At 57.1% G+C, this 21,804-nt stretch carries 23 protein-coding genes; 17 read left to right on the top strand and 6 right to left on the bottom strand.

The window, feature by feature from the left end; all coding sequences use genetic code 11:
- The first annotated feature begins 953 nt into the window (after positions 1-953).
- From ACR0K5_RS04170 to ACR0K5_RS04150, 5 genes are read left to right on the top strand one after another with little or no spacing between them, the layout of a single operon-like run.
- The gene (locus ACR0K5_RS04170) at positions 954-2,516 is read left to right on the top strand and encodes an ABC transporter substrate-binding protein (RefSeq protein ID WP_480628456.1); all 1,563 of its coding nucleotides are present in this window, start codon (positions 954-956) and stop codon (positions 2,514-2,516) included.
- A gap of 59 nt (positions 2,517-2,575) precedes the next feature.
- A complete protein-coding gene (locus ACR0K5_RS04165) occupies positions 2,576-3,517 on the top strand; it encodes an ABC transporter permease (protein ID WP_480628455.1) in 942 nt (313 codons plus the stop codon).
- On the top strand, positions 3,510-4,424 hold the full coding sequence (locus ACR0K5_RS04160; RefSeq protein WP_480628454.1) for an ABC transporter permease: 915 nt from the start codon (positions 3,510-3,512) through the stop codon (positions 4,422-4,424). The genes ACR0K5_RS04165 and ACR0K5_RS04160 overlap by 8 nt, the downstream gene beginning before the upstream one ends.
- A complete protein-coding gene (locus tag ACR0K5_RS04155) occupies positions 4,421-5,416 on the top strand; it encodes an ABC transporter ATP-binding protein (protein WP_480628453.1) in 996 nt (331 codons plus the stop codon). Before ACR0K5_RS04160 ends, ACR0K5_RS04155 begins: the two co-directional genes overlap by 4 nt.
- A 1-nt stretch (position 5,417) precedes the next feature.
- Complete coding sequence (locus ACR0K5_RS04150) at positions 5,418-6,422, top strand: ABC transporter ATP-binding protein (RefSeq protein ID WP_480628452.1); 1,005 nt, start codon at positions 5,418-5,420, stop codon at positions 6,420-6,422.
- 417 nt (positions 6,423-6,839) lie between these two features.
- Here ACR0K5_RS04150 and ACR0K5_RS04145 read toward each other — a convergent pair whose 3' ends face one another.
- The gene (locus ACR0K5_RS04145) at positions 6,840-7,496 is read right to left on the bottom strand and encodes a GntR family transcriptional regulator (RefSeq protein ID WP_480628451.1); all 657 of its coding nucleotides are present in this window, start codon (positions 7,494-7,496) and stop codon (positions 6,840-6,842) included.
- 138 nt (positions 7,497-7,634) lie between these two features.
- Between ACR0K5_RS04145 and dctP the strand changes: the two genes are divergently transcribed.
- The 6 genes from dctP to ACR0K5_RS04115 all read left to right on the top strand — a co-directional run bounded on the left by dctP (position 7,635) and on the right by ACR0K5_RS04115 (position 13,885).
- Positions 7,635-8,621 (top strand): TRAP transporter substrate-binding protein DctP, encoded by a 987-nt coding sequence (gene dctP / locus ACR0K5_RS04140; protein WP_480628450.1) that lies wholly within the window; start codon positions 7,635-7,637, stop codon positions 8,619-8,621.
- A gap of 92 nt (positions 8,622-8,713) precedes the next feature.
- The gene (locus ACR0K5_RS04135; RefSeq protein WP_170670146.1) at positions 8,714-9,256 is read left to right on the top strand and encodes a TRAP transporter small permease; all 543 of its coding nucleotides are present in this window, start codon (positions 8,714-8,716) and stop codon (positions 9,254-9,256) included.
- 5 nt (positions 9,257-9,261) lie between these two features.
- Positions 9,262-10,578: a TRAP transporter large permease gene (locus ACR0K5_RS04130; RefSeq protein ID WP_170670147.1), complete on the top strand. Its 1,317-nt coding sequence runs from the start codon at positions 9,262-9,264 to the stop codon at positions 10,576-10,578.
- Positions 10,575-11,831 carry a malonyl-CoA decarboxylase gene (locus tag ACR0K5_RS04125; protein ID WP_480628449.1) on the top strand — a complete coding sequence of 419 codons (1,257 nt, stop codon included), beginning with the start codon at positions 10,575-10,577 and terminating at the stop codon, positions 11,829-11,831. Before ACR0K5_RS04130 ends, ACR0K5_RS04125 begins: the two co-directional genes overlap by 4 nt.
- A gap of 5 nt (positions 11,832-11,836) precedes the next feature.
- Positions 11,837-13,351 carry a malonate--CoA ligase gene (locus tag ACR0K5_RS04120; RefSeq protein ID WP_480628448.1) on the top strand — a complete coding sequence of 505 codons (1,515 nt, stop codon included), beginning with the start codon at positions 11,837-11,839 and terminating at the stop codon, positions 13,349-13,351.
- 126 nt (positions 13,352-13,477) lie between these two features.
- Positions 13,478-13,885 carry a universal stress protein gene (locus ACR0K5_RS04115; RefSeq protein WP_480628447.1) on the top strand — a complete coding sequence of 136 codons (408 nt, stop codon included), beginning with the start codon at positions 13,478-13,480 and terminating at the stop codon, positions 13,883-13,885.
- Positions 13,886-14,226: 341 nt separating this feature from the next.
- On the opposite strand, the gene ACR0K5_RS04110 is transcribed toward ACR0K5_RS04115, so the two are convergent.
- The 3 genes from ACR0K5_RS04110 to ACR0K5_RS04100 are packed head-to-tail and all read right to left on the bottom strand — an operon-like array spanning position 14,227 to position 15,808.
- Complete coding sequence (locus tag ACR0K5_RS04110; protein WP_480628446.1) at positions 14,227-14,658, bottom strand: EF-hand domain-containing protein; 432 nt, start codon at positions 14,656-14,658, stop codon at positions 14,227-14,229.
- 58 nt (positions 14,659-14,716) lie between these two features.
- On the bottom strand, positions 14,717-15,217 hold the full coding sequence (locus ACR0K5_RS04105; RefSeq protein ID WP_480628445.1) for a cytochrome b: 501 nt from the start codon (positions 15,215-15,217) through the stop codon (positions 14,717-14,719).
- Positions 15,218-15,271: 54 nt separating this feature from the next.
- Complete coding sequence (locus ACR0K5_RS04100; RefSeq protein WP_480628444.1) at positions 15,272-15,808, bottom strand: EF-hand domain-containing protein; 537 nt, start codon at positions 15,806-15,808, stop codon at positions 15,272-15,274.
- 172 nt (positions 15,809-15,980) lie between these two features.
- On the opposite strand from ACR0K5_RS04100, the gene ACR0K5_RS04095 reads away from it, so the two are divergent.
- Entirely contained in the window at positions 15,981-16,706 is a 726-nt protein-coding gene (locus ACR0K5_RS04095) for a response regulator (protein WP_480628443.1), read from the top strand.
- Positions 16,706-18,061: an ATP-binding protein gene (locus ACR0K5_RS04090; RefSeq protein ID WP_480628442.1), complete on the top strand. Its 1,356-nt coding sequence runs from the start codon at positions 16,706-16,708 to the stop codon at positions 18,059-18,061. The genes ACR0K5_RS04095 and ACR0K5_RS04090 overlap by 1 nt, the downstream gene beginning before the upstream one ends.
- Here the strand turns inward: ACR0K5_RS04090 and ACR0K5_RS04085 are convergent.
- Together ACR0K5_RS04085 and ACR0K5_RS04080 are read right to left on the bottom strand one after the other, a co-directional pair.
- Positions 18,050-19,369 carry an MFS transporter gene (locus tag ACR0K5_RS04085; protein WP_480628441.1) on the bottom strand — a complete coding sequence of 440 codons (1,320 nt, stop codon included), beginning with the start codon at positions 19,367-19,369 and terminating at the stop codon, positions 18,050-18,052. The genes ACR0K5_RS04090 and ACR0K5_RS04085 overlap by 12 nt on opposite strands.
- Before the next feature lie 8 nt (positions 19,370-19,377).
- The gene (locus ACR0K5_RS04080) at positions 19,378-19,629 is read right to left on the bottom strand and encodes a metal-sensing transcriptional repressor (RefSeq protein WP_480628440.1); all 252 of its coding nucleotides are present in this window, start codon (positions 19,627-19,629) and stop codon (positions 19,378-19,380) included.
- Between the two features lie 78 nt (positions 19,630-19,707).
- Between ACR0K5_RS04080 and ACR0K5_RS04075 the strand changes: the two genes are divergently transcribed.
- The 4 genes from ACR0K5_RS04075 (at position 19,708) to ACR0K5_RS04060 (ending at position 21,753) form a co-directional block, all read left to right on the top strand.
- The gene (locus ACR0K5_RS04075; protein WP_480628439.1) at positions 19,708-20,070 is read left to right on the top strand and encodes a hypothetical protein; all 363 of its coding nucleotides are present in this window, start codon (positions 19,708-19,710) and stop codon (positions 20,068-20,070) included.
- A gap of 56 nt (positions 20,071-20,126) precedes the next feature.
- A complete protein-coding gene (locus tag ACR0K5_RS04070; RefSeq protein WP_480628438.1) occupies positions 20,127-20,852 on the top strand; it encodes a HupE/UreJ family protein in 726 nt (241 codons plus the stop codon).
- A 12-nt stretch (positions 20,853-20,864) separates the two neighbouring features.
- Entirely contained in the window at positions 20,865-21,491 is a 627-nt protein-coding gene (locus tag ACR0K5_RS04065) for a transmembrane anchor protein (protein ID WP_480628437.1), read from the top strand.
- Positions 21,492-21,561: 70 nt separating this feature from the next.
- On the top strand, positions 21,562-21,753 hold the full coding sequence (locus ACR0K5_RS04060) for a hypothetical protein (RefSeq protein ID WP_170670160.1): 192 nt from the start codon (positions 21,562-21,564) through the stop codon (positions 21,751-21,753).
- Positions 21,754-21,804 lie beyond the last annotated feature (51 nt).

Here is a 21,804-nt window from a genome sequence, read left to right as displayed (position 1 = left end):
TCTGCGCGACGGCCGCTTTTTGGCTGTTCTTCCCTTTGAATTCAGCTCGTTCCATCGGGAAAGGCCTTGTGACTATTGGGTAAACTCCCATCGGGATCATTGCTGACAGACCTGTTTGTTGTCCGGAATATGGGTAGATTCACGGGCCCATTTGAAGAGAGCCTGAATGTGTTGAGAGCGCCGGATTCCCCTGTTGTTCTAAATTAAAATAAAAAGTGTAGACATAATGAAAATTAGCATAATAATAAAAGATAGTATTGGACGCGTTTGCCCGTCGTCCATAGGCTGTCCATGTGAAAGGTAAATACTTCACCTCCAAGCCGCCTGTAGATGGGAGTTAAATTGGTCGCACGGTTAGAACGCTTAGGGGCAAGATCATGCTTCGGTATGCGGGTTGTCTTAGACAAAGCTCGTACAGTGTTTCTTGGGCTGCTACTGATTTGCCTGACCGTTTCCTTTTCGTCCGGGTTCCATGTGCATACGGACCCATCCACTGTTCGGCAATCTGAGGCAGTTGAAAAAACCGCTCCAAAACCGACCGGATTGGGAGCGCAATTCGCATCTCGCCACGCGGCTCATCTTCCGGGCACGGAAACGTCTGACGAGGGAAAAAACACCCTACCAAAACCATCTGCTAAACACAGTTCGACACACGTGCATGATGTACCGTTTGTTTTTCCGTCGTTTGCGGTGGCAATTGTAGGTGAGTTCCAGTCCATGGATGGCTTGTCATCCCAGAGCTCGCAGGTTTTTGAGCTCTCCGCAGATATCTTCCATCCTCCAAAACTTGGGTGATTGAGCACGGATAGTTCCGTGCATTGCGTCGGCCCGGCGTTCCGTCGTGCTGGTTATCGCGTGCTCGCCCGACGGGTTCGCTACGCGCAATCAATAATCACATCTGAAGCTGGGCGCCTCGACGCCAGCTTTCTGAACCAACAGTTTGGAGACTCAAAATGTTCACCCTTACTCGTCGTGCCGCGCTTTTGAGCGCCGCGAGCGCCGCTACCCTTTCAGTGCTTCCTAACCTGACGCTCGCTGACGGTCACAAAGTGCTGAAAATCGCCATCGCGCAGGAGGCCGGAGATCTGGACCTGCTGACCAATGTTTCGGCGCTCAGTACGTATAGCCTCGTATTCGACACGCTTGTGCACTACGGCCCCAATGGTGTCTTGCAGCCCAGCCTCGCAACAGAATGGGCTGAATCTGATGATGGAAAGACCCTGACTTTCAAACTCCGCGAGGGCGTCAAATTCAGCGACGGTACCGACTTCGACGCCGAGGTCGCGAAATGGAACCTGGAACGTTGGATGGGTAAAGACGATTTCAGCTGGATCGGCGTGTCAGACGCGATGGAATCGATCGAAGTTGACGGCACGCATGGCCTGATCATTAACCTGAAACGCCCCGTACCAGTGGCGTTGTTAGAGCTAAGTATTGTCCGCCCGGTTCGCTTCCTATCGCCGAATGCAGCGGATGGTGACGCCAAACAAACAGCGCCAGTTGGTACTGGCCCCTGGATGGTGATCGAAAATGACAATGCTGGCACCAAGCTGGTTCCAAACCCGCATTACTGGGGGGATGCGCCCAAGTTTGAAGGTATTGACCTGAAAGTCGTTCCAGACGAGTTGTCGCGTTCGAATGGTCTGCGCTCGGGTGATCTGGACGTCATTGGTGGTGATTGGGTTTCACCGCTCTCGCCGCGCCGCGCACGTGCGATGGAAAAAGCGGGTGAAGCGACCGTCGTGGCCGAGCAGGGTACAACCGGTGTTTCGCTGACCTTCTCGCCAAAGTCTTCCAAACTGCAGGACGAACGTGTGCGCAAGGCAATCTCAGACTCGATTGACCGCAATGCCATTGTTGCTGTGCTGTACGAAGGGTTTGCAGATCCGATCAACAATGTGTTCCCCGGCGTGATCCCCGACAGTGGCGATCAAAATGAAATCCCGACACGCGACATCGATGCCGCCAAAGCCCTGCTGGCAGAGGCTGGGTGGGAGCAATCCGGCGGAGGATGGACCAAGGACGGTGAGACGCTCGAGCTTGAACTGATGGTGTCAGACGAGGCGCTGCCCGGTTCCCGCCGTTTGGCCGAAATGGTGCAGGGCATGATCTCGGAAAGTGGTATCAAGGTAACGGTCTCTTCGGTCGACAATGCCACAATCCACGAACGCCGCCCGGGTTTCGAATACGACCTGACCTTCATGGCAACCTATGGTGCGCCCTACGATCCACACGGCACATTGGCCAACCTGTTCCTGAGCAACGTCGACAGCGGACCTGATGGGAAGTTCTATGCACATCCCGACCTGGATCCTATTGTCACTAAAGCGTTGGAAACCGGCGGGGAAGACCGCGGTGCAGCGATGCAAGAGATCCACGCCTGGCTGCTCGAAAACGCGGCTGTAGCACCTCTGGTGGCACCTCAGCGCCTTTGGGCACATTCATCGCGGGTCAGCGGCTTTGCTCTGCCAGCCGCTGATTATGACATTCCACATGCTGGGATCAATCTGAACTGATCTGAGTGATGTCTTGGCCCGGGCAGAGGTGTCCGGGTCAGAGATGAAGGAAAACCGACATGTTGAAGCTGTTTGCCCGCCGCGCGGGATTGGCACTTTTAATGATACTGGCGGCCTCTGCGCTGACCTTTTCGATGATCTCCGCGGCCCCTGGAAACGTGGCCGCGCTGATCGCCGAACGCGTTGCCGGGCCCGCTGCCAGTGCTGAGCTCGTTGAACAAATCGAAGATGAACTTGGCCTGAATGACCCGCTGCCGCTGCGCTATGGCCGCTGGCAGGCCTCTGCTGCAACCGGCGATCTCGGAGACTCGCTCCGAACTGGCAAGCCGATTGCACAGGAGTTCACCGAACGGATGCCGGTAACCGGCCTGCTGATGTTTTGGGGTGGCATCATCACCCTGATCATGTCGCTGAGCATCGGGGTAGCAGGCGCCATCAGCAATGGCGGGATCGTCGATCGCGCGCTGCGTGCCTTTGCACTTTTGGCGGCCTCGAGTCCCAACTTTTTTGTAGGCGCAATGCTGGTCATAGTCTTCTCGGTGACTTTGGGCTGGCTGCCCGCCTTTGGCGGAGTCGGTGCAAGTTCGTGGCTGATGCCCTGCCTGACCATTGCCATGTTCCCTGGCGCCGTTCTCAGCCGTGTCGTGCGGGTAGGTTTGCAAGAAGTGATGTCGCGTCCCTTCGCAACAACTGGGTTTGCAAAAGGTTACGGTCGATCCGGGGTACTACTGCGGGAAGCTTTGCCCAATATCGCTGTGCCTTACCTTACTACTTTCGGTGCGCAGCTTGCTCTGATGATGATCGGTGCGATCCTGGTTGAAACAGTCTTTGCGCTGAAAGGCGTCGGTGCGTTTTTCATCGAAGCGATCCGGTTCCGCGATTTCATTTCGATGCAGTCGATCCTGCTGCTCTTCATCATCTTTTTCGTCTTCATCAATCTGATTGCAGATTTCATCTGCATGCTGATCGACCCGCGTATTCGGAGGCAGAAAAATGCATAACCTTCTATCATGGGTCCGCAAAAGTAAACCGACAAAGTGGCCCTGGCTGGTGCTGATGCCGGTCCTGTTCTTCGTTGCCGTTGCTGTATTCGGCCCCGCGCTGAGCCCCTACGATCCAACCAAACAAGACTACGGCGCGATCCTTCAGGGCCCGAGCGCCGCTCATTGGTTGGGCACCGATTATCTGGGTCGCGATATGCTCAGCCGGTTGATCCACGGGGCGCGGGTGTCTCTGGTGGCTATGTCCATGGTGCTGTCATTCGCGTTAGTGATCGGCGTCGTGATCGGATCGTTCGCTGGCTATGTCGGTGGAAAGGTCGAACTGGTGTTGATCAGTATCATCGACATCGTTCTTTCGCTCCCCAGCCTGATTATGGCGCTGGCGCTCATCGGTATTTTCGGACCCGGATATTGGTCGATGGTGGCGGCACTGACCTTGGCCTGGTGGGCGAACTATGCGCGGATGAGCCGCTCTGTTGTCGCGTCCGAATTGCACCAGCCCTACATCGAAGCCGCGCGTATGATGGGTGCAAGCCATCTACGTATCTTCTCGCGCCACATCCTTCCGCATGTGCTGGCGCTGGTGGTTGTTTATGCTTCGGCTGATGCCGGAGCATTGGTGCTGGCGATTGCCACGCTGTCCTTCTTGGGGCTGGGGGTAGAGCCTCCCACGCCGGAATGGGGGCAAATGCTGGTCGACGGGATGAGCTATCTTGAGGAGTATCCGCGCCTTGTCATCGCGCCCGGTCTGGCACTGACCTTGGTTGTGGTCAGCTTTAACCTTCTGGGTGAGCATTTTGCGCTGCAAAAGGTGCCGCGTGCACTGAACCCGCGTCGCCTGCGCAAGCTGCTTAGATTGCGCCGCAACGAAGAGACAGACATTCAAGCGCAGGAGGCCAAGACATGACAGCTCCCGTTTTTGAAATCGAGGATCTGGTGATTGATCTTTATACAGAGCAGGTCTCGGTCCGGGCCGTTGACACAGCCTCACTTGCAGTGATGCCGGGTGAGATACTGGCCATTGTCGGCGAAAGCGGGTCGGGCAAGACCGTACTGACATTGGGTCCGTTGGGTTTGCTGCCCGAGGGTGTGTCTGTAGATATTCGAGGCAAAGCCGTCTGCGGCGGGCAATCTCTGCTGGGACAGTCAGATCGAGCTCTGGCCGATCTGCGTGGTCGCAACTTTGGTGTCGTGTTTCAGGATCCGATCTCGGCCCTGAACCCGATGAAGAAGATCGGCCCGCAATTGATGCGGCAAGCAATGCGGTTGCAGGGCGTTAACAAGGCAAAGGCCTATGAAATCGCTTTGGGGCTGCTAAGACGCACCGGCATTCCAGACCCTGAAGATCGTTACAACCGTTATCCGCACGAGATGTCGGGTGGCATGTTGCAGCGCGCGATGATTGCGCTGGCTTTGGCAGGCAATCCCCGGGTGTTGATCGCGGACGAACCCACCACGGCGCTGGACGCCACTGTACAGGCGCAGATTCTGGAACTGATAAAGGACATCCAAAAGCAGGAGAATATTGCGGTAGTATTGATCACTCACGATATCGGCGTTGTCGCCTCGGTCGCAGATCGGGTGGCGGTGCTGTATGCCGGTCGTGTGGTTGAAAGTGGAACTGTGGTTCAGGTGCTGACCGCACCAGTACATCCCTATACGCAAGGTCTGCTGGCCTCGGTCCCGGACCTACGCGCCAGTGGGGGTGAAGTGTCTGAAGGCATCCCCGGCTCCCCCCCTGATCAGTCTAAGCTACGCACCGGGTGTCCATTCGATCTGCGTTGTTCGCGTGTATTGCCGGTTTGCGCAGTTAGTCGCCCCTCTCTGATGCCAGTGCTCGGCGACGAGACCCATATCACGGCTTGCCACGTGGCACAGGCAGAATTGGAAAGGGCCTGAGATGGACAATAAAATTGCAATCGAGGTGCGAGAACTCAAGGTTCATTTTCCGGGTAGTGGTCCGGACAGAATGGTCAGGGCGGTGGATGGAGTGGACCTGACCGTCGAACGCGGTGCCTTTCATGCGATCGTCGGTGAGTCCGGCTGTGGCAAGACCACGCTGGCGCGGGCGATGGTTGGGCTGCAACCTGCGACTTCCGGCGGTGTACGCATACTGGGTCAGGATTTGGAGACCGGATTAAGAGACCGCAAAGCGTTAGCCAGACAAATGCAGTTTGTGTTTCAGAACCCGCTGGGTGCGCTGAGCCGTCGTCAAACCGTGTATCAGTCGCTGGAGGAGCCGCTATCGATACATGGTATCGGCGGCAAGGAGAGGCGCGAACGTATCGCCCGGCTGATGGACTTGGTAGGATTGCCGGAAAGCGCTGGAGAACGCCTGCCAAGGTCCTTGTCCGGCGGTCAGAGACAACGTGTGGCCATTGCCCGTGCCTTAATGCTGGAGCCGGAGATTCTGATCTGTGATGAGCCTCTCTCGGCTTTGGATGTTTCGATTCAGGCGCAGATCGTGAAACTGTTCGTTTCCTTGCAGCAGGAGCTTGGGTTAACGGTGGTAATGATCTCTCATGATTTGGCCGTCGTCCGAGAGATGTGCAGCGATGTGACAGTGATGTATTTGGGAAAGGTGATGGAAATGGGCGCAACCGAAACCTTGTTCGGCAACGCTCAGCATCCTTATACGCAAGCACTTCTGTCCTCCGTTCCGTCACCCGACCCGCGCGTTGAGGCAGAGAGGCAGCGCATTGTGTTGCAAGGCGATCCGCCCAGTCCGATGGACCCGCCGTCCGGATGCCGCTTCCAGACCCGCTGTCGCAGGGCGCAGGATCGCTGCCGTCGTGATCGTCCCGCTCTGGAACAACTGGATACCAACCATGCTGTCGCATGCCATTTTCCGGGGCCAGCGGAGGAGCTTATGGAAACAGTTGACCTTTTAGGGCAACGCGAGTGAAAAACTGAGCCAATTGGAAAACTTGGCGTTAGATGGGCCGGGGTTTCTATAACTCCAGCCTATCAACGGTTGATCACTATCCAAGTGCACGAGAACAGAGCTTTTGTCACCCGTCTCGTGTTTATGCCGCATGTTCGGTTTGCCTATCACATCGAACAGCCGAAGATTCGTTGAGCAGACTTGGCCCCGACGTATCAATTCCTCCGGGCGCGAGTGGTGACACCGTTTCAGCCTGATACTCGCAGCGAGCGGAACGAGGTGTGGCAGCAAAGCGAGACTGGAGCGTTGCTATCTTACTTTTCGAGCGCCCATTCTCGGCCAGCGCAAATTTTTCAGCAGCGTGTAGCCCATACTTATATCGACTTGAAGCGCACATACCGAGAAATCGGAGACTTGGGTAGGCCACAGTAAAGGGAGCTATTCCGATGTGTTCTTCAAAGAGGCCATCAGATTGTGAAACTTTTCGCCCTGTACCGCGACGTGATCTCGAAGCGCATTTGCCGTTTCCTCGGGATTGCCATTGTCGAGCGCGCGCACAATGTCTTCATGCTCGGACATCGACTGTGCCATGCGACCCCGAAACCGAAGCTGTTGTCGCCGGAAGGGTTTGAGCCGTCTGTGCAGCTTGGACGCCTCTTGTTCCAGAAATGAATTGCCAGACTGGTTGTATATGATTCGATGGAAACGCTCGTTTTCCAGATAGTAAGAGTCAGGGTCACCGGCATCGACGGCCTCCTGACATCGCGCGTTGGCGTCAGTGAGGTCTTTCAAGGCTTGATCGGAAATACGCAAAGCGGCAAGCCGGCCGCAAACGGCTTCGAGCTCGGCCATGACCTCGAACATTTCCATCAGTTCCACAGGTCCGGGCTGTCGGACAAAAGCCCCCCGGCGCGGGATGAGGTCGACCAGCCCCGATAGGGCAAGCCTCTGAAATGCTTCTCGAAGTGGCGTTCTGGAGACACCGAATTGCTCGGCCAGCTTAACTTCGTCCAGACGGTCACCATCTGAAAATGTCCCGTCAAAGATCAGCTCTTCCAGATCCTGAGCAATGGTGTCGGCAAGTCTTTGGTCCATAGGTTTCTGTTTTACTCACGATCGAGTGAGAACTCAAGAAACCAAATCTTGTATACAAAAATGTTGACTTAAAAAACATAACCGCCCTATGCTCCTATTCATCCCCGGCAAGACCGGGTTTGAAAAAGGGAGGAGAAAATGAAAGCCATGTTCAAAACAGCCGTCGCTGCTTTGGCGCTTGCATCCGCAGGCACACTGGGGTCTGCAGAAGAGCTGCGCCTTTCGCATCAGTGGTCGAACAAGGATATCCGTCATCAGGTCGCCCAGATCGTGGCCGATGAGGTTGCCGCGGCCGACGTCGATCTGGAAATCAAGATTTTCGGCTCGAAATCGTTGTTCAAACCGCGCGAGCAGTACAAGCCGCTGAGCCGCGGTCAGCTGGACATGACAGTTCTGCCGCTCAGCTACGCGGGGGGCCAGCAGCCTGCTTACAACCTGACCCTGATGCCGGGTCTGGTGAAAAACCACGATCACGCTGCGCGTCTGGCCGACTCGCCCTTCATGGACGCGCTTGAGGCCAAGATGGCCGAAGATGATGTGATGGTTCTGGTCCACGGCTATCTGGCGGGTGGTTTTGCCGGTAAAGACAAGTGCATCACCAAACCCGAAGACGTCGCGGGCCTGCAAACCCGAGCGGCCGGTAAGTCTTTTGAGCAAATGCTGGCCGGAGCGGATGCTTCGATCGCGTCGATGGCGTCATCGGAAATCTACAATGCCATGCAGACTGGCGTTCTTCAGGCTGCCAATACCTCGTCCTCTTCCTTTGTCAGTTATCGCATCTACGAACAAGTCAGCTGCTATACCCCGGCGGGCGATGTGGCGCTGTGGTTCATGTATCAGCCGCTACTGATGAACAAATCCACTTTCGACGGGTTGAATGAAGATCAGCAGGCCGCACTGCTGGCCGCGTCTGAGAAGGCACAGGCCTACTATCTGGAAGAGGCCAAGAAACAGGATGCCAACTCAGCCAAGGTCTTTGAAGAGGCTGGCGTCGAAATCGCCGAAATGACACCAGAAGACTTCGAAGCCTGGCGCGCGCTTGCGATGGAAACATCCTACAAAGCCTTCGTGGAAGAGGTTCCTGACGGGCAGGACCTGCTGGACAAGGCTCTGGCGGTCGAGTGACCCACTTTGGTCGGGCGGTCATGCTGCCGCCCGGCACCTGATCTCAGTTCCGATCTTAAGACTTAATTGCATCTCAATCACAGGAGGCGCAAATGGCTGGCCATAGCTCCGCCGTTGCTTCCCATACCGGGAACAATCCCTTCCTTCGCTTTGTCGCTGCGCTTTCAACTCTGGCCGGATGGTGTTCCGCAGGCATGATCGTCGCCGCCGTCGCCATCACATGCCAGATGATCATCGTGCGCTTCGTGCTGAATCAATCGACCATCTGGCAGACCGAGGCGGTCATCTATCTGGTGATTGCCGCCACGCTGGTTGGTCTGCCCTATGTGCAGCGCCTGCGCGGGCATGTGAACGTAGACTTGATCCCGATCTCACTGGCCCCGCGCGCGCGGTTCTTCATGGCAATCCTGACTTCGGTCCTGTCCATCGCCATCGTCTCGGTCATGTTGTTCTACGGCTACGAGTATTGGCACTTCGCGTGGGAGCGTGGCTGGAAATCCGACACCGTATGGGGTGTGCGCCTGTGGATTCCCTACCTGTCAATTCCGGTCGGCTTTGGACTGCTACTGTTGCAACTAATCGCTGACCTCGTCGCCGTCTTGCTTGGCATCGATAAACCCTTCGGACTGGAGTAAAGCCGATGGATCCCCTTCTGCTCGGCGCTATTGTCGCCATCGCCACCATCCTTGTTCTGTTCTCAGGCGTATCGGTCGCCATCGGTCTACTGATCGTCTCGGCCGGGTTCCTGATTGTCTTCGACGGTCCTCGGTCGCTGGAGCTGATGCCGGAAATCCTGTTCGGAAAGCTCGATAACTTTGCTCTTCTGTCGATCCCGATGTTCATCATCATGGGCGCCTCAATCGCCTCTACAAGAGCAGGGGCGGACCTGTACGAAGCGCTTGAGCGCTGGCTAACGCGAGTTCCTGGCGGGCTGGTCGTATCAAACCTTGGCGCCTGCGCCCTGTTTGCCGCCATGTCAGGCTCATCGCCCGCAACCTGCGCAGCAATCGGAAAAATGGGCATCCCCGAGATGCGCAAGCGTGGTTACCCGGATGGCGTTGCCGCCGGTTCCATCGCCGCAGGTGGTACGTTGGGCATCCTGATCCCGCCCTCGGTCACCATGATCGTCTATGGTATCGCCACCGAGACCTCGATTGGCCGTTTGTTTCTTGCGGGCGTAATCCCCGGCCTGATGCTGGTTGGCTTGTTCATGGCCTGGTCGCTCTATTCCACCTGGAAATCCGGCGACGCCACCCGTCTGGGGTCCGGCAGTTACACCTGGGGTGAGCGGTTCGAGATCCTGCCGCGCGTGCTGCCCTTCCTCGGCATCATTTTGGGTGTGCTCTACGCCATGTATGGCGGCATCGCCACGCCGTCGGAAACCGCTGCCGTCGGAGCCTTGCTGTGCCTGCTAATCGCGATGATCATCTACAAGCTGTGGAATCCAAAGGACATCTGGGTCGTGCTGCGCGACAGCACCAAGGAAAGCGTGATGATCCTCTTTATCATCGCCGCTGCCGGGGTGTTCTCGTACATGCTCAGCTCACTGTTCATCACCCAGGCGATAGCCGAATGGATTGGTACGCTGGATGTGAATCGCTGGGTGCTGATGGGCGCGGTCAACGTGTTCCTGCTGATTGCCGGGTTTTTCTTGCCGCCCGTTGCGGTGATCCTGATGGCGGCACCCATCCTACTGCCGATCATCACTACCGCCGGATTTGACCCGATCTGGTTCGCGGTTGTGCTGACTATCAACATGGAGATCGGTCTGATCTCGCCCCCGGTTGGTCTGAACCTCTACGTGATCAACGGCATCGCGCCGGACATCTCGCTGAAAACCATCCTGACCGGCTCGCTGCCCTTCGTGGCCTGCATGGTGATCGCGATTGTCCTGCTATGCCTGTTCCCGGGCCTCGCGACATGGCTGCCTGATCTGGTGATGGGAGCAGCGGTATGACCCTGTTCGCCGATCTTCTCTCAACTGTGTTCGAGCGACGTTATCACCGCGCTGGTGCAGCGACCCTCGATGGTCGCCCGTTGACCGAACTGGCTGACGCGTTGGTAGGCTCAGCCGGGGAGACCTCCGGGCTGGCTCTGGCGGAAGAGATATTGACCCGTTTCGACAATATGGAGGATGACGAAAAGCTGGAATTCTTCCGGTATCTTGCGAACGCCATGAATATCGATCCCGAGGCGGTGCGGTTTTCGCTGGACGAGTACGAACGAAACCCATCCAAAACGACCTATCGCAGTTTTGCCTCCGCAGCAGAGCCTGCGCGGCAGGAGATGATCCGTCGCCTGAACCGAGTGCCGGGTGCCACAGGTGCGCTTGTTCAGATGCGCGCCGATCTGCTGCGATTAGGTGGTAAAGAGCCCGAGCTGGAAGCGATGGATCTGGACTTCCGCCACCTGTTCGCCAGTTGGTTCAACCGCGGCTTTCTGGTGCTGCGCCCAATCAACTGGGAGAGCCCGGCGCATATTCTGGAAAAGATCATCGCCTATGAAGCCGTTCATGCGATCGACAGCTGGGACGACCTGCGCCGCAGGCTGGAGCCTGCCGACCGGCGTTGCTTTGCCTTCTTCCACCCCTCGATGCCCGACGAGCCTCTGATCTTTGTCGAAGTTGCGCTGAATAGTGGGATACCCGGCTCGGTTCAGGCACTGCTGGCCGAGGACCGCGATCCTCTCCCCGAAGATCAGGCCGATACGGCGGTGTTCTACTCGATCTCGAACTGTCAGGCGGGGCTCGCCAGCATATCTTTCGGCAATTCGCTGATCAAGCAGGTGGCCTCGGATCTGGCGGCGGAACTGACTGGGCTGAAGACCTTTGTCACCCTGTCACCCATTCCGGGCCTGACCAATTGGTTGGCACAGGAAAGCATTGAATGGGACATCGAAGAACCCGATCAGATCAAGACGCTGGCAGCGCACTATCTGCTGAATGCCAAAGGCCGGGGCGATCTGCCCTTCGATCCGGTCGCGCGGTTCCATCTTGGTAATGGCGCGCTGGTGCATGCAGTTCATGCCGATGCCGATATCTCGGACAAGGGCCGGGCGCAGTCCGGCGGCACGATGGTGAACTACCTGTATGACCTCGGCCGTGTGTCCCAGAACCACGAGCTGTTCGCCAATACCCGCGAGGTCATCGCCTCGCCCGAGGTCAAATCGCTTGCCGCCTCAGCCTCTCTCACCACGACACAGGAAAGGTAACCCTTATGGCCAATCCTCTCTATGACGGTTTGTTCGGCGCTCATGCCGGTAAAGACACACCTTTTTTGCATTTGCTCGACGGTTCGGTGATCACGCATCAGGACTTCCTGAGCACCGCAGCGCAGATCGCTCATGTGGCTACTCAGCTTGGTCTGAAACCCGGCGACCGGGTTGCGGCGCAGATCGAGAAATCGCCCGAAGCGCTGGCGCTCTATGCGGCCTGCGCGCAGGCGGGTCTTGTGTTCCTGCCTCTTAATACAGCCTATACCGTCGATGAATTGACCTATTTCATTGAAAATAGCGGGGCCTCGCTGATCGTCTGCGACGCCAGAAGTGAGGAGAAACTTACACCTGTCGGTGCGCAACTGGGTGCGCAAGTCGAAATCCTGAACGCTGATGGCAGTGGTAGCCTGATGGATCAGGCAGCGGCCATGCCTGCCAGTTTTGAGACAGTTGACCGGGACGGTGATGATCTGGCCGCGTTCCTTTACACATCTGGAACGACGGGTCGGTCTAAGGGTGCGATGCTGACCCAGAACAACCTGTTGTCGAATGCACAAACGCTGGTCACGGAATGGCGTTTCACATCCGACGACGTGCTGCTACACGCGCTGCCGATCTTTCACACTCACGGATTGTTTGTGGCAACCAATGTCACACTGGCTGCGGGCAGCAGCATCGTATTCATGCCCAAGTTCGATCTGGATGAAATCATCGGGCGGATGCCACAGGCTACGACCATGATGGGCGTACCGACTTTCTATACCCGTCTGCTGGATGATGATCGGTTCACAAAGGAACTGGCCGAACATATGCGCCTGTTTGTTTCCGGTTCCGCGCCTCTGCTGGCGGAAACACATGTGCAGTTCGAGGAGCGTACCGGCCATCGTATCCTTGAACGTTATGGCATGACCGAGACCAACATGAACACCTCGAACCCCTATGATGGCGACCGCCGCGCGGGCACGGTGGGCTTTCCACTGCCGGGGGTTGAACTGAAAATCTGCGACTCTGATGGCAATGCCCTTCCGCAGGGCGAGATCGGAGAGATCGAGGTGCGCGGCCCCAACGTATTCAAGGGCTACTGGCAGATGCCCGAAAAAACCGCCGCCGAACTGCGTGAGAACGGGTTCTTTATCACCGGCGATCTGGGCCGGATCGACGAGGATGGTTATGTCCAAATCGTCGGCCGCAACAAGGATCTAATCATCTCGGGTGGCTACAATATCTACCCCAAGGAAATTGAGCTTGTGCTGGATGATCAGCCGGGAGTGCTGGAAAGTGCGGTGGTCGGTGTACCCCACCCGGACTTTGGTGAAACGGTTCTTGGTGTGATTGTCGCCGAACCGGGTGAGACCCCTAACCTTGAAGAGATGAAGATCGCGGTGTGCAACAGCCTTGCGCGATTCAAACATCCTCGCCAGTTGATCGTGCTGGATGAACTGCCTCGTAATACCATGGGCAAGGTCCAAAAGAACATCCTGCGTGACCAATACAAGGACCTGTTCGTGGTCGCGTAGGTAGACACTCCCCGGTCCGCCAGCCCTCTTCTCGACAATGCTGCGGGCCAAACTTCAACGGCCTGAAGGTACGATTGCTTTACCTTTAAGCCGTTGATTTTTAATTCTTCAGGAGCTTGAACTTAAATGTATCAGAATATCCTCGTTCCGATCTCGCTGGATGGAGACCGCGACACGGCGCGCTCTGTTGAAGTTGCGCGTGCGCTCAATTCCAACGATGGTCAAATCACCTTTTTGCATGTCGTCGAACATCTGCCTCTATACACGAATAACTTGCTTCCTGATGATCATTTGGAACGTGTCAAAGCCGTCGCTTCGAAAAAGTTGATGCCGTTGTTGAATGGTTTGACGAATGCCCGGATCGAGATCGCCGAAGGTCACGCAGGCCGCGGTATCATCGACTATGCGGCCTCACACGGTGTCGAATGCGTAGTAATCGCAAGCCATCAACCCGGCTTACAGGATTACTTGCTTGGATCTACTGCGGCACGTGTCGTCCGGCACGCGCACTGCGCCGTTCACGTGATCAGGTAACGTCTTAGATCTTGTCGTTGTTGTTTGCACTCACATTCGAATGTGGACCTGTCCGAACGCATTGGCTACTGCATTATCATACGGGAGGGCGGTTTCAGGTATGCTGCACTGCATCATGCCAATACACTGCCATTGTTGCCATTGGGCCGAGGTTTACGACCAGTCATCTGATCAATCGGTCGGAAGCTACGCTTGCTCCGTGGTCGGCTCTGTGGCCAAAGTCCTGGATGCAGCGTTTCGCTTGAACTGAAGCAAACGTTGCAAAGCTGACATAGACGGTGGTGAAAACGGCCTTAAACCAACCGTTTGAGACAAAACCAAGAACGGTCGCGTCGCATATTTTAGTGACGAATGTTGAAGTCAACCAGCGTGATCGTGCCCGAATGGCCGGTATCCAGGTCGGTGAACCATCTGTCTGCTCCGACGAGGAATTCGTGCTCAGACACACGGCCATCCCCGTCGATGTCACTGTTCGGCAAGCTCATGTCGTCTGCAACTGCTTGCATCTGCGCACGCTGGTCATATTCATAGTTGTTTACATCGTTCTGGCGTACCTCGTCGAACATCACGTACTCTTCGGCATCGAGGTATCCATCTTCATTTGCATCAAATGTGAAAAACACGTTTCCGCGCATCTCATGCTGTTCTTCGAGGGTGGCGATGCCGTCACCGTTCAGGTCCCAGTTTTGCATGAACTGGTCACCCGGGGTTGTTTGAGCGATGGCTGCCGATGCAAAGAGTGCGGTTGCGGCAAGAGCGGCAAAACGGGTCATATCTTTTCCTTTTTGGTGTGTTGAATTTGCGCAAGATTTGCCATGGGCGGGCCTGGGGTTAGTTCGGGCGGACCATGCGCTGCATGACGTTGTTCTTCAGCACCACACGGTGGAAGGGGACGGCCAGCACGTGTAAGGCAACAAGCGCCAGAAGCGCGACCTTCAGAACGTTGTGGGCCTGCGCGGCGCCGGTGGCATCACCAAACCACGCGACAAGGCCCGTTACTGACATCGCGGCCAGCAGGGCATAGAACACCCAATGAGCCACATGGCTCAGCGTCTTTAGCGGTGCAGGTTCATTTTCCGGAGGAGGCGGAGCGCCGCGCCGCAGCCGAAGGGCAAGGCGCCAAACGACAAGCGCGAGGATCAGTACGCCAGCAACCACATGGGCCAGGATCAAAGGATCGAAATCGTAATTGCGGCCTTCACGGATCGCTTTCCATGCCCCGGTAATCGCATCCTTGAAGAAGTATTGTCCAGCGACGAGCGCGGCGACACCCCAATGCAGGGCGATCTGTGTGGTTGAATAGCCCTTGGGCGCGGTTTGGTGAGCGGTCATTGATCAAGTCCCTTTGTTGATCTGGCCGGCCCAAATCAGACCAGCCAGGTTGTTTCATTGTTGCTCTGCGGCCGTCGTTGCAGGTGCATGCATCTTCTGCATCCGCGCCATCATCTGCGCCGGAAAAGCCATTTCATCCGCGTCGATCACACCATCGTTGTTGGCATCCAGCATCGCAAAGGGACGCTCGGCCATACCGCGCTTGGCTTCGGCAAAGAGTGCTGCGAACTCTTCGGCGGACAGTGCGCCGTTGCCATCAACATCATATTTGGCGTGAAGTGCGGTGATGCCTGCTTCCAGTTCGGCAGCTGAAACAGTGCCGTCGGCATCAGCGTCAAATGACTTGTAGACGGGGTTTGCAGCCATTGCCCGCATCGGTCCGAAACCGGCACCCGGTCCAGCAAATCCGCCGCGCATCATCATGCCCGGACCGCGATGACCGCCCATGAAACCGCCTTGCTGGTTTTGCATCGTCTCCATCATGCAACCAGGCCCCCAACCAGGACCGCCGGCGACGGCGGGAATAGTGACGGCACCAAACGCGGCGGCGGCTGCAACTGCACCAAGGGTCAGGATCGTCTTGCGTTTCATCTCTCTACCTCATCGGGTTGGTGTTTCGATGAAACCAAGATGAGGCAGTTCTGTCGCAGGGATGTGCCAGGATGGGGGGAGAATTGTATCAGTCTGTCGCAAAACCCGGTTTTGACATGGAACGCGACACGTATTCTTTCGCTCGAATGCGAAACCGGGGTATGAGAACGACATGACGGACCACACGCCCCACATCCTTGTTGTCGATGATCACCGCGAAATCCGGGATGCGGTCACGCGCTATCTCGAAAAGAATGGCCTGCGTGCGCAACCGGCCAAGAACGCATCAGAAATGGACGCGGCGCTGCAGGGAGGACGGTTCGACCTTGTCATCCTGGATGTCATGATGCCGGGCGAGGATGGGCTGTCGGCCGCGCGCAGACTGGCGAGCGCGGGCGGCCCGCCTGTCCTGATGTTGAGTGCTCTCGGAGAAGAGACTGACCGCATTGTCGGATTGGAAGTCGGTGCCGATGACTATCTGCCCAAACCTTTCAACCCCCGAGAATTGCTTGCGCGGGTCAAGGCGATCATGCGCCGGGTTGATCGTAAGGAGCCAATGGCCGGGACGCTTGGCGGGCGCAGGCTGAGCTTTGCCGGTTGGGTGTTGAATACGGACACACGCGACCTGGTTCACGAGGATGGACGACAAGCCTCTCTGACAACTGCGGAATTCAAACTGTTGACCGCCTTTCTGGAGCGGCCGCGCTTTGTGCTCTCTCGCGATCAGTTGCTGGATATTACCTCCGGCCGTACGGGGGATGTCTTCGACCGGACCATCGACAACCAAGTGAGCAGGTTGCGCCGCAAGATCGAAGAGGACCCCGCCCATCCGAAGATCATCGCCACCATTCGCGCAGGTGGTTATAGCTTCGCGACAAATGTCCGTGAGGTTCCGTGATGCGCTTTCGCAGCATCCGGGCGCAATTGGGCCTGCTGATCTTCGTGGCATTTGTCGCGGCGCAAGTTCTCGCCGCATGGCTATTTACGGATGAACGGGGTGCAGCAATCCGGGCGGCGCAACAACGCGAAACGGTTGAGCGCGCCGTAGGTCTTGCCGAGGCGCTCTCGGAGACCCCTGCCAAGACTCGGGATGCGATCCTTGCCGCGTCGAATTCGCCCAGCGTGCGTTTCGCCTATGGGTCCGAGCCGCTGGTGGACGACGACGAGTCCAACATCAATACGCTATCCCAACACCTGCCCGAAAACGCCCGCAGCGAAGTCTTCGCGGTGTCGCCTCATGGCGACCGACGTGCGGATCCACCCACCCCGGTTTCCTGGTTGCATCAGCGAATGCTGCGTGCCGGTATCGCGCCCAGTGAAATGCGCCTTTCTCTTCCTCTGGCCAATGGGGGATGGTTAAACGTCAGCGCGCGTTTCCAGCGTGCCGATCTGCAGCTGCCGCCCGTGGTCGTGGGGTCAGCCCTGCTGTCGCTACTGCTCATCCTGGGGGCGCTGTGGTTCGGGCTGCGCCGTATCACCGGCCCGCTGCGCCGGTTGGCTAAGGCCGCAGAAGGCTTGGGTTTGGATCGAGAGTCGCCCGAAATGCCGAAAGGAGGGCCGCTCGAAGTGCAGGCTTTGTCTGATGCTCTTACGCGGATGCATGACCGCCTGGCACGCCTTGTCTCGGACAGAACCAGAATGCTGGCCGCGCTTGGCCACGATTTGCGGTCACCGATTACGGCTCTGCGGTTGCGAGCCGAAATGGTTGATGATGTTGAAACGCGCATGCGGATGACTGCAACACTCGACGAAATGCAAGACATGGTCGAGGCAACGCTGGCCTATGCGCGCGGCGTGTCGACCGATCAGCCGACCGAGCCGGTCGATCTGAGCACCATGCTGCTCGAGATCGCCGACGATCTGTCGGAATGCGGTCCGTCTCTCGTGGTCGAGGCAGAGCCGGTCATTTTGCCGCTGCGCAACGTCGCCATGCGGCGGGCTTTCCGGAACCTCATGGGCAACGCACAGCGCTATGGCAATGGTGCGCGAATATCACTTTCTGTTGGTGACAGACAGGTTCAGGTCGATATCGATGACAATGGCCCTGGCATCCCTGACGCGGATCTGGAGCGGGTCTTCGACCCTTTTGTTCGGCTTGAGGATTCGCGTTCCCTTGAAACCGGAGGCACCGGGCTTGGATTACCAATTGCCCGTTCCATCCTGCGTGCCCACGGCGGCGACATTGTCCTTGTGAGCCGCGTCGAAGGGGGGCTCAAAACACGTGTGACGTTGCCGCGCCAGTCAGAATTGTGACCCCCAACGCGGATGGGCATCATCAATGACAAGCGCGTGGGAGTGACACCTACGTCCTTGCAGGTGCGGATGGTCCAGCGGCAGATTGTCATGCGTATGCTCCACGACTTCCGGGTCGCCTGCTGGCCAAAGCCAAAGCGCGGCAACGATCCCGACCGTTGCCAGCCCCGCCAGAACCACAAGCGCCGAACCTGCCCCGAGACTGGTCATGAGCCAGCCAGAAAGCGGGTAGGTTATCAACCAGCAGGCATGTGAGAGCGCGAATTGCGCGGCGAACACTGCAGGCCGATCCTCGGCATGGGCAGAGCAACGAAGCAGGCGTCCCGAAGGCGTCTGGACGGTGGAATACCCCAAGCCGATGATCAGCCAAACGACAAGAAGGAGCGGCCAGCTCAGTCCAACCGTCAGGGACGCAACTGCGATCCCCAAGAGCGCTCCGACCATGACCCAAGCCCCGGCCATCATGACCGGCCTGTCCGCAACGCGATCCAGCACGCGCGGCAGGAGGAGAGCAGCTGCCATGCTGCCGGCGCCGAAGGCAAACATTGTCCAAGCCAAAGCACTTTCGTCCAGTCCCAACTGCCCACGGACCAGAACCACCGAATTCACCAGCACCATCGCCCCTGCGCTCGACACCGCCAGGCTCAGCCCCAGCAATCCCCGCAACCGTGGTGTCGCAAGGTAGATCCGTACACCCCGCGTGGTTCGGTCATAGACACCGCGTGGTTCGGAAGCCTTGGGACTGGGCAGCAAGACCGAAACCACCAGAACCGCAGACGCCGCAAACCCCAAAGCGGTTCCAAGAAACAGGCTGTTATAACTCATCACTGCCAGCAGGAGCGCAGCGAGCGTCGGGCTGACGATGTTCTCCAGATCATAGGCCAGCCGCGATAGTGACAGCGCGCGCGTATAGCGGCTTTCTTCGGTCAAAACGTCCGGGATCGTGGCCTGAAACGTCGGCGTAAAGGCTGCCGAAGCCGACTGCAGAAGGAAGATGAGGATGTAGACCTGCCAGACCTCGGTGACGAATGGCAGGCACAACGCAACTGCTCCACGCACCAGGTCAAGCGCCACAAGCAGAACACGGCGGTTGACACGATCCGCGAACGCCCCCGCAATCGGCGCGATGCCGACATAGGCGACCATCTTGATCGTAAACACAGTTCCCAGAACCATCGCCGCGCCGTCGCCAGCCAGATCATAGGCAAGTAGACCCAGGGCAACTGTGGCGAGCCCGGTGCCCAACAGGGCAACGATCTGGGCCAGAAAAAGGTGGCGGTAGGTTCGGTCAGACAGAATGTCGAACATGGTTGCCCTCAGAGATAGCGGGAGATCGCTTTCATTTCTTCCCGGTCGTGGTCCCCATCCAGACAATGATCCATGTGGTCATGGATTAGGGCCTGCTTGGCATTGCGGATGGCGCTTTCGACGGCCTGCATTTGCTGCGCCACATCAAGGCAGGGACGCCCCTCTTCGATCATCGCGATGACCGAACGCAGATGCCCGTCGGCGCGTCTCAATCGGGATATTATCTTGGGATGGCTTGCATGGGTGTGTGGTTTTGTCATATGTCAGAGCTAACCTCCCAGGGAGGATGGCGCAAGACGCCGAATGCAAGGCAAGAGCAGAAAGGACCAGACGGACCCATGAGCAGTGTCGTGGCGATAAAGCGCGCGATGCGTCAGGTGCTTGTTGCCCTGTCGTGCCTTGCGCTACTCGTCTGGGCTGTTGCGCCGGGTTCATCGCATGTCCCGACCGTTTTTGATACCGTGCAGCATCACGCTGAGATGGTTTCAGAGCATGGCCATTCCCATGGTCTTGAAGAAGATTTGATGTGGGCCATGCATGGTCATAGCCATGATGTGGCAGACCACGATCATACTCAGGCTGTTCTTATGCCCATCCGTTACGTTCATGCTTTAGCTGAAGCACACGCCGTATGGCGCAGCCCGGCAAAGACAGATTGGTCGCATCCGTTGATTCTATTGGAAAGGCCGCCGCGTGCGTGAGGTTTGCCCGAACGGGCGCCCACACTCGTAATAACGGACAATCCAAGGAGAAACTTATGAAATCCGTTTTCGCGGATGGACCGTCGTGGCACGGAACGCGTGCCGCCGCCATCCTACCTGCGCTTGCAGCTCTGATGCTTTGGGCATCCGCTGCGGCAGCCCACAACGTCACCGAAGGGGATGCGGGTTATATTCAGGAAATCTGGGGGGTAAACATTATTCCCTTCATGTATCTCGGGGCCAAGCACATGGTCACGGGCTATGACCACATCCTGTTCCTGCTCGGTGTTGTCTTTTTCCTATATCGCGCGAAGGACGTTGGCATCTATGTCAGCCTCTTTGCGATTGGTCACTCCACAACCATGCTCGCTGGGGTCTGGTTCGGTTGGGGCGTCAACGCCTACATCGTTGACGCGATCATCGGCTTGTCGGTCGTTTACAAGGCGCTCGACAATCTTGGAGCCTACCAGCGTTGGTTTGGCTTCCAGCCGAACACCAAGGTTGCAACGCTGGTCTTCGGGTTCTTTCATGGCACCGGCCTTGCCACCAAAATCCTTGACTACAACATCGCGCCGGACGGGTTGTTGCCCAACCTGCTGGCGTTCAATGTCGGTGTGGAACTGGGGCAACTTATGGCGCTATCCATGATCCTAATCGTCATGGGGTTTTGGAGAAAATCCCCGAAATTCTTCGGTCAAGCCTACACGGTCAACGTCGTCATGATGTCCATAGGGTTCATCCTCATGGGCTACCAAATCACTGGCTATTTTGTGGCCGCATAAGGAAATAAACAAATGTTCAATGCAGAAAAACCCAGCCTCGAAGAACTGCCAAGCTCGGCGCAACTCCTGAAATCCACGATCATTGCCGCCGTGTCGGCCTTCGTGATCATGGTCACGATCGTGCTGCCGGCTGAATACGGAATCGACCCCACGCGCATCGGTCGCGTGCTCGGCCTTGCAGAGATGGGAGAGATTAAATCCCAACTCGCGGCAGAAGCTGAGGCCGACAAAGCAAAGGAAGCGGTGGGTGACGATCAGACAAGCCTGCTTAACGATGTCTTTGGTCTATTTGCCGGAGCGGCCCACGCGCAAACTGAGACCCCTGTGTGGACTGAGCAGTTCAGTGTCGTCCTGACCCCCGGCGAAGGAACCGAGGTCAAACTGACAATGGAGGAAGGCGCTGAAGTCGAGTTCCTGTGGGTTGCCGAAAACGGAGTTGTCAATTTCGACCTGCATGGCGACGCTCCCGGTGACAAGTTCATCAGCTATGAAAAGGGTCGCGGCCTACCTAAGGACGAGGATGTGCTGAAAGCGGCCTTTACAGGCAAGCACGGCTGGTTCTGGCGCAACAGGGACAGCCAGGATGTGACGGTCACGCTCTATGTTCGCGGTGACTACGGCGAAATGCTGCGGCCGTAAAATTGGCAACCGGTGGCCCTGCTGCAAATGTGCGGGGCCATCCAGCTTGCCTTCTCTGCTGGATTGCAAGGTGAAACAACTGGGTAGAGCTGGTACTGGCGAAATTCAAGAAACGGACAAAAAGATGAAAACCTTCCTTCAAAATCTCAGCGGTCCCAAGATCGTATTTGTGGCTGTAGTGCTTGCCTTGGTGCTTGTTGTATTGATGGCGATCTTCGCCGGCGGCGATCCCACAGGTGGACATGGCCATTCGCATGATTGATCCCGCAAAGTCTAACGCGACAGCTCTTGGAGATTTGGTGAAAGAACGTGT

It is taken from the genome of Ruegeria sp. AB9 (assembly GCF_056542585.1).
This window is presented reverse-complemented; position numbering and strand designations above follow the sequence as displayed.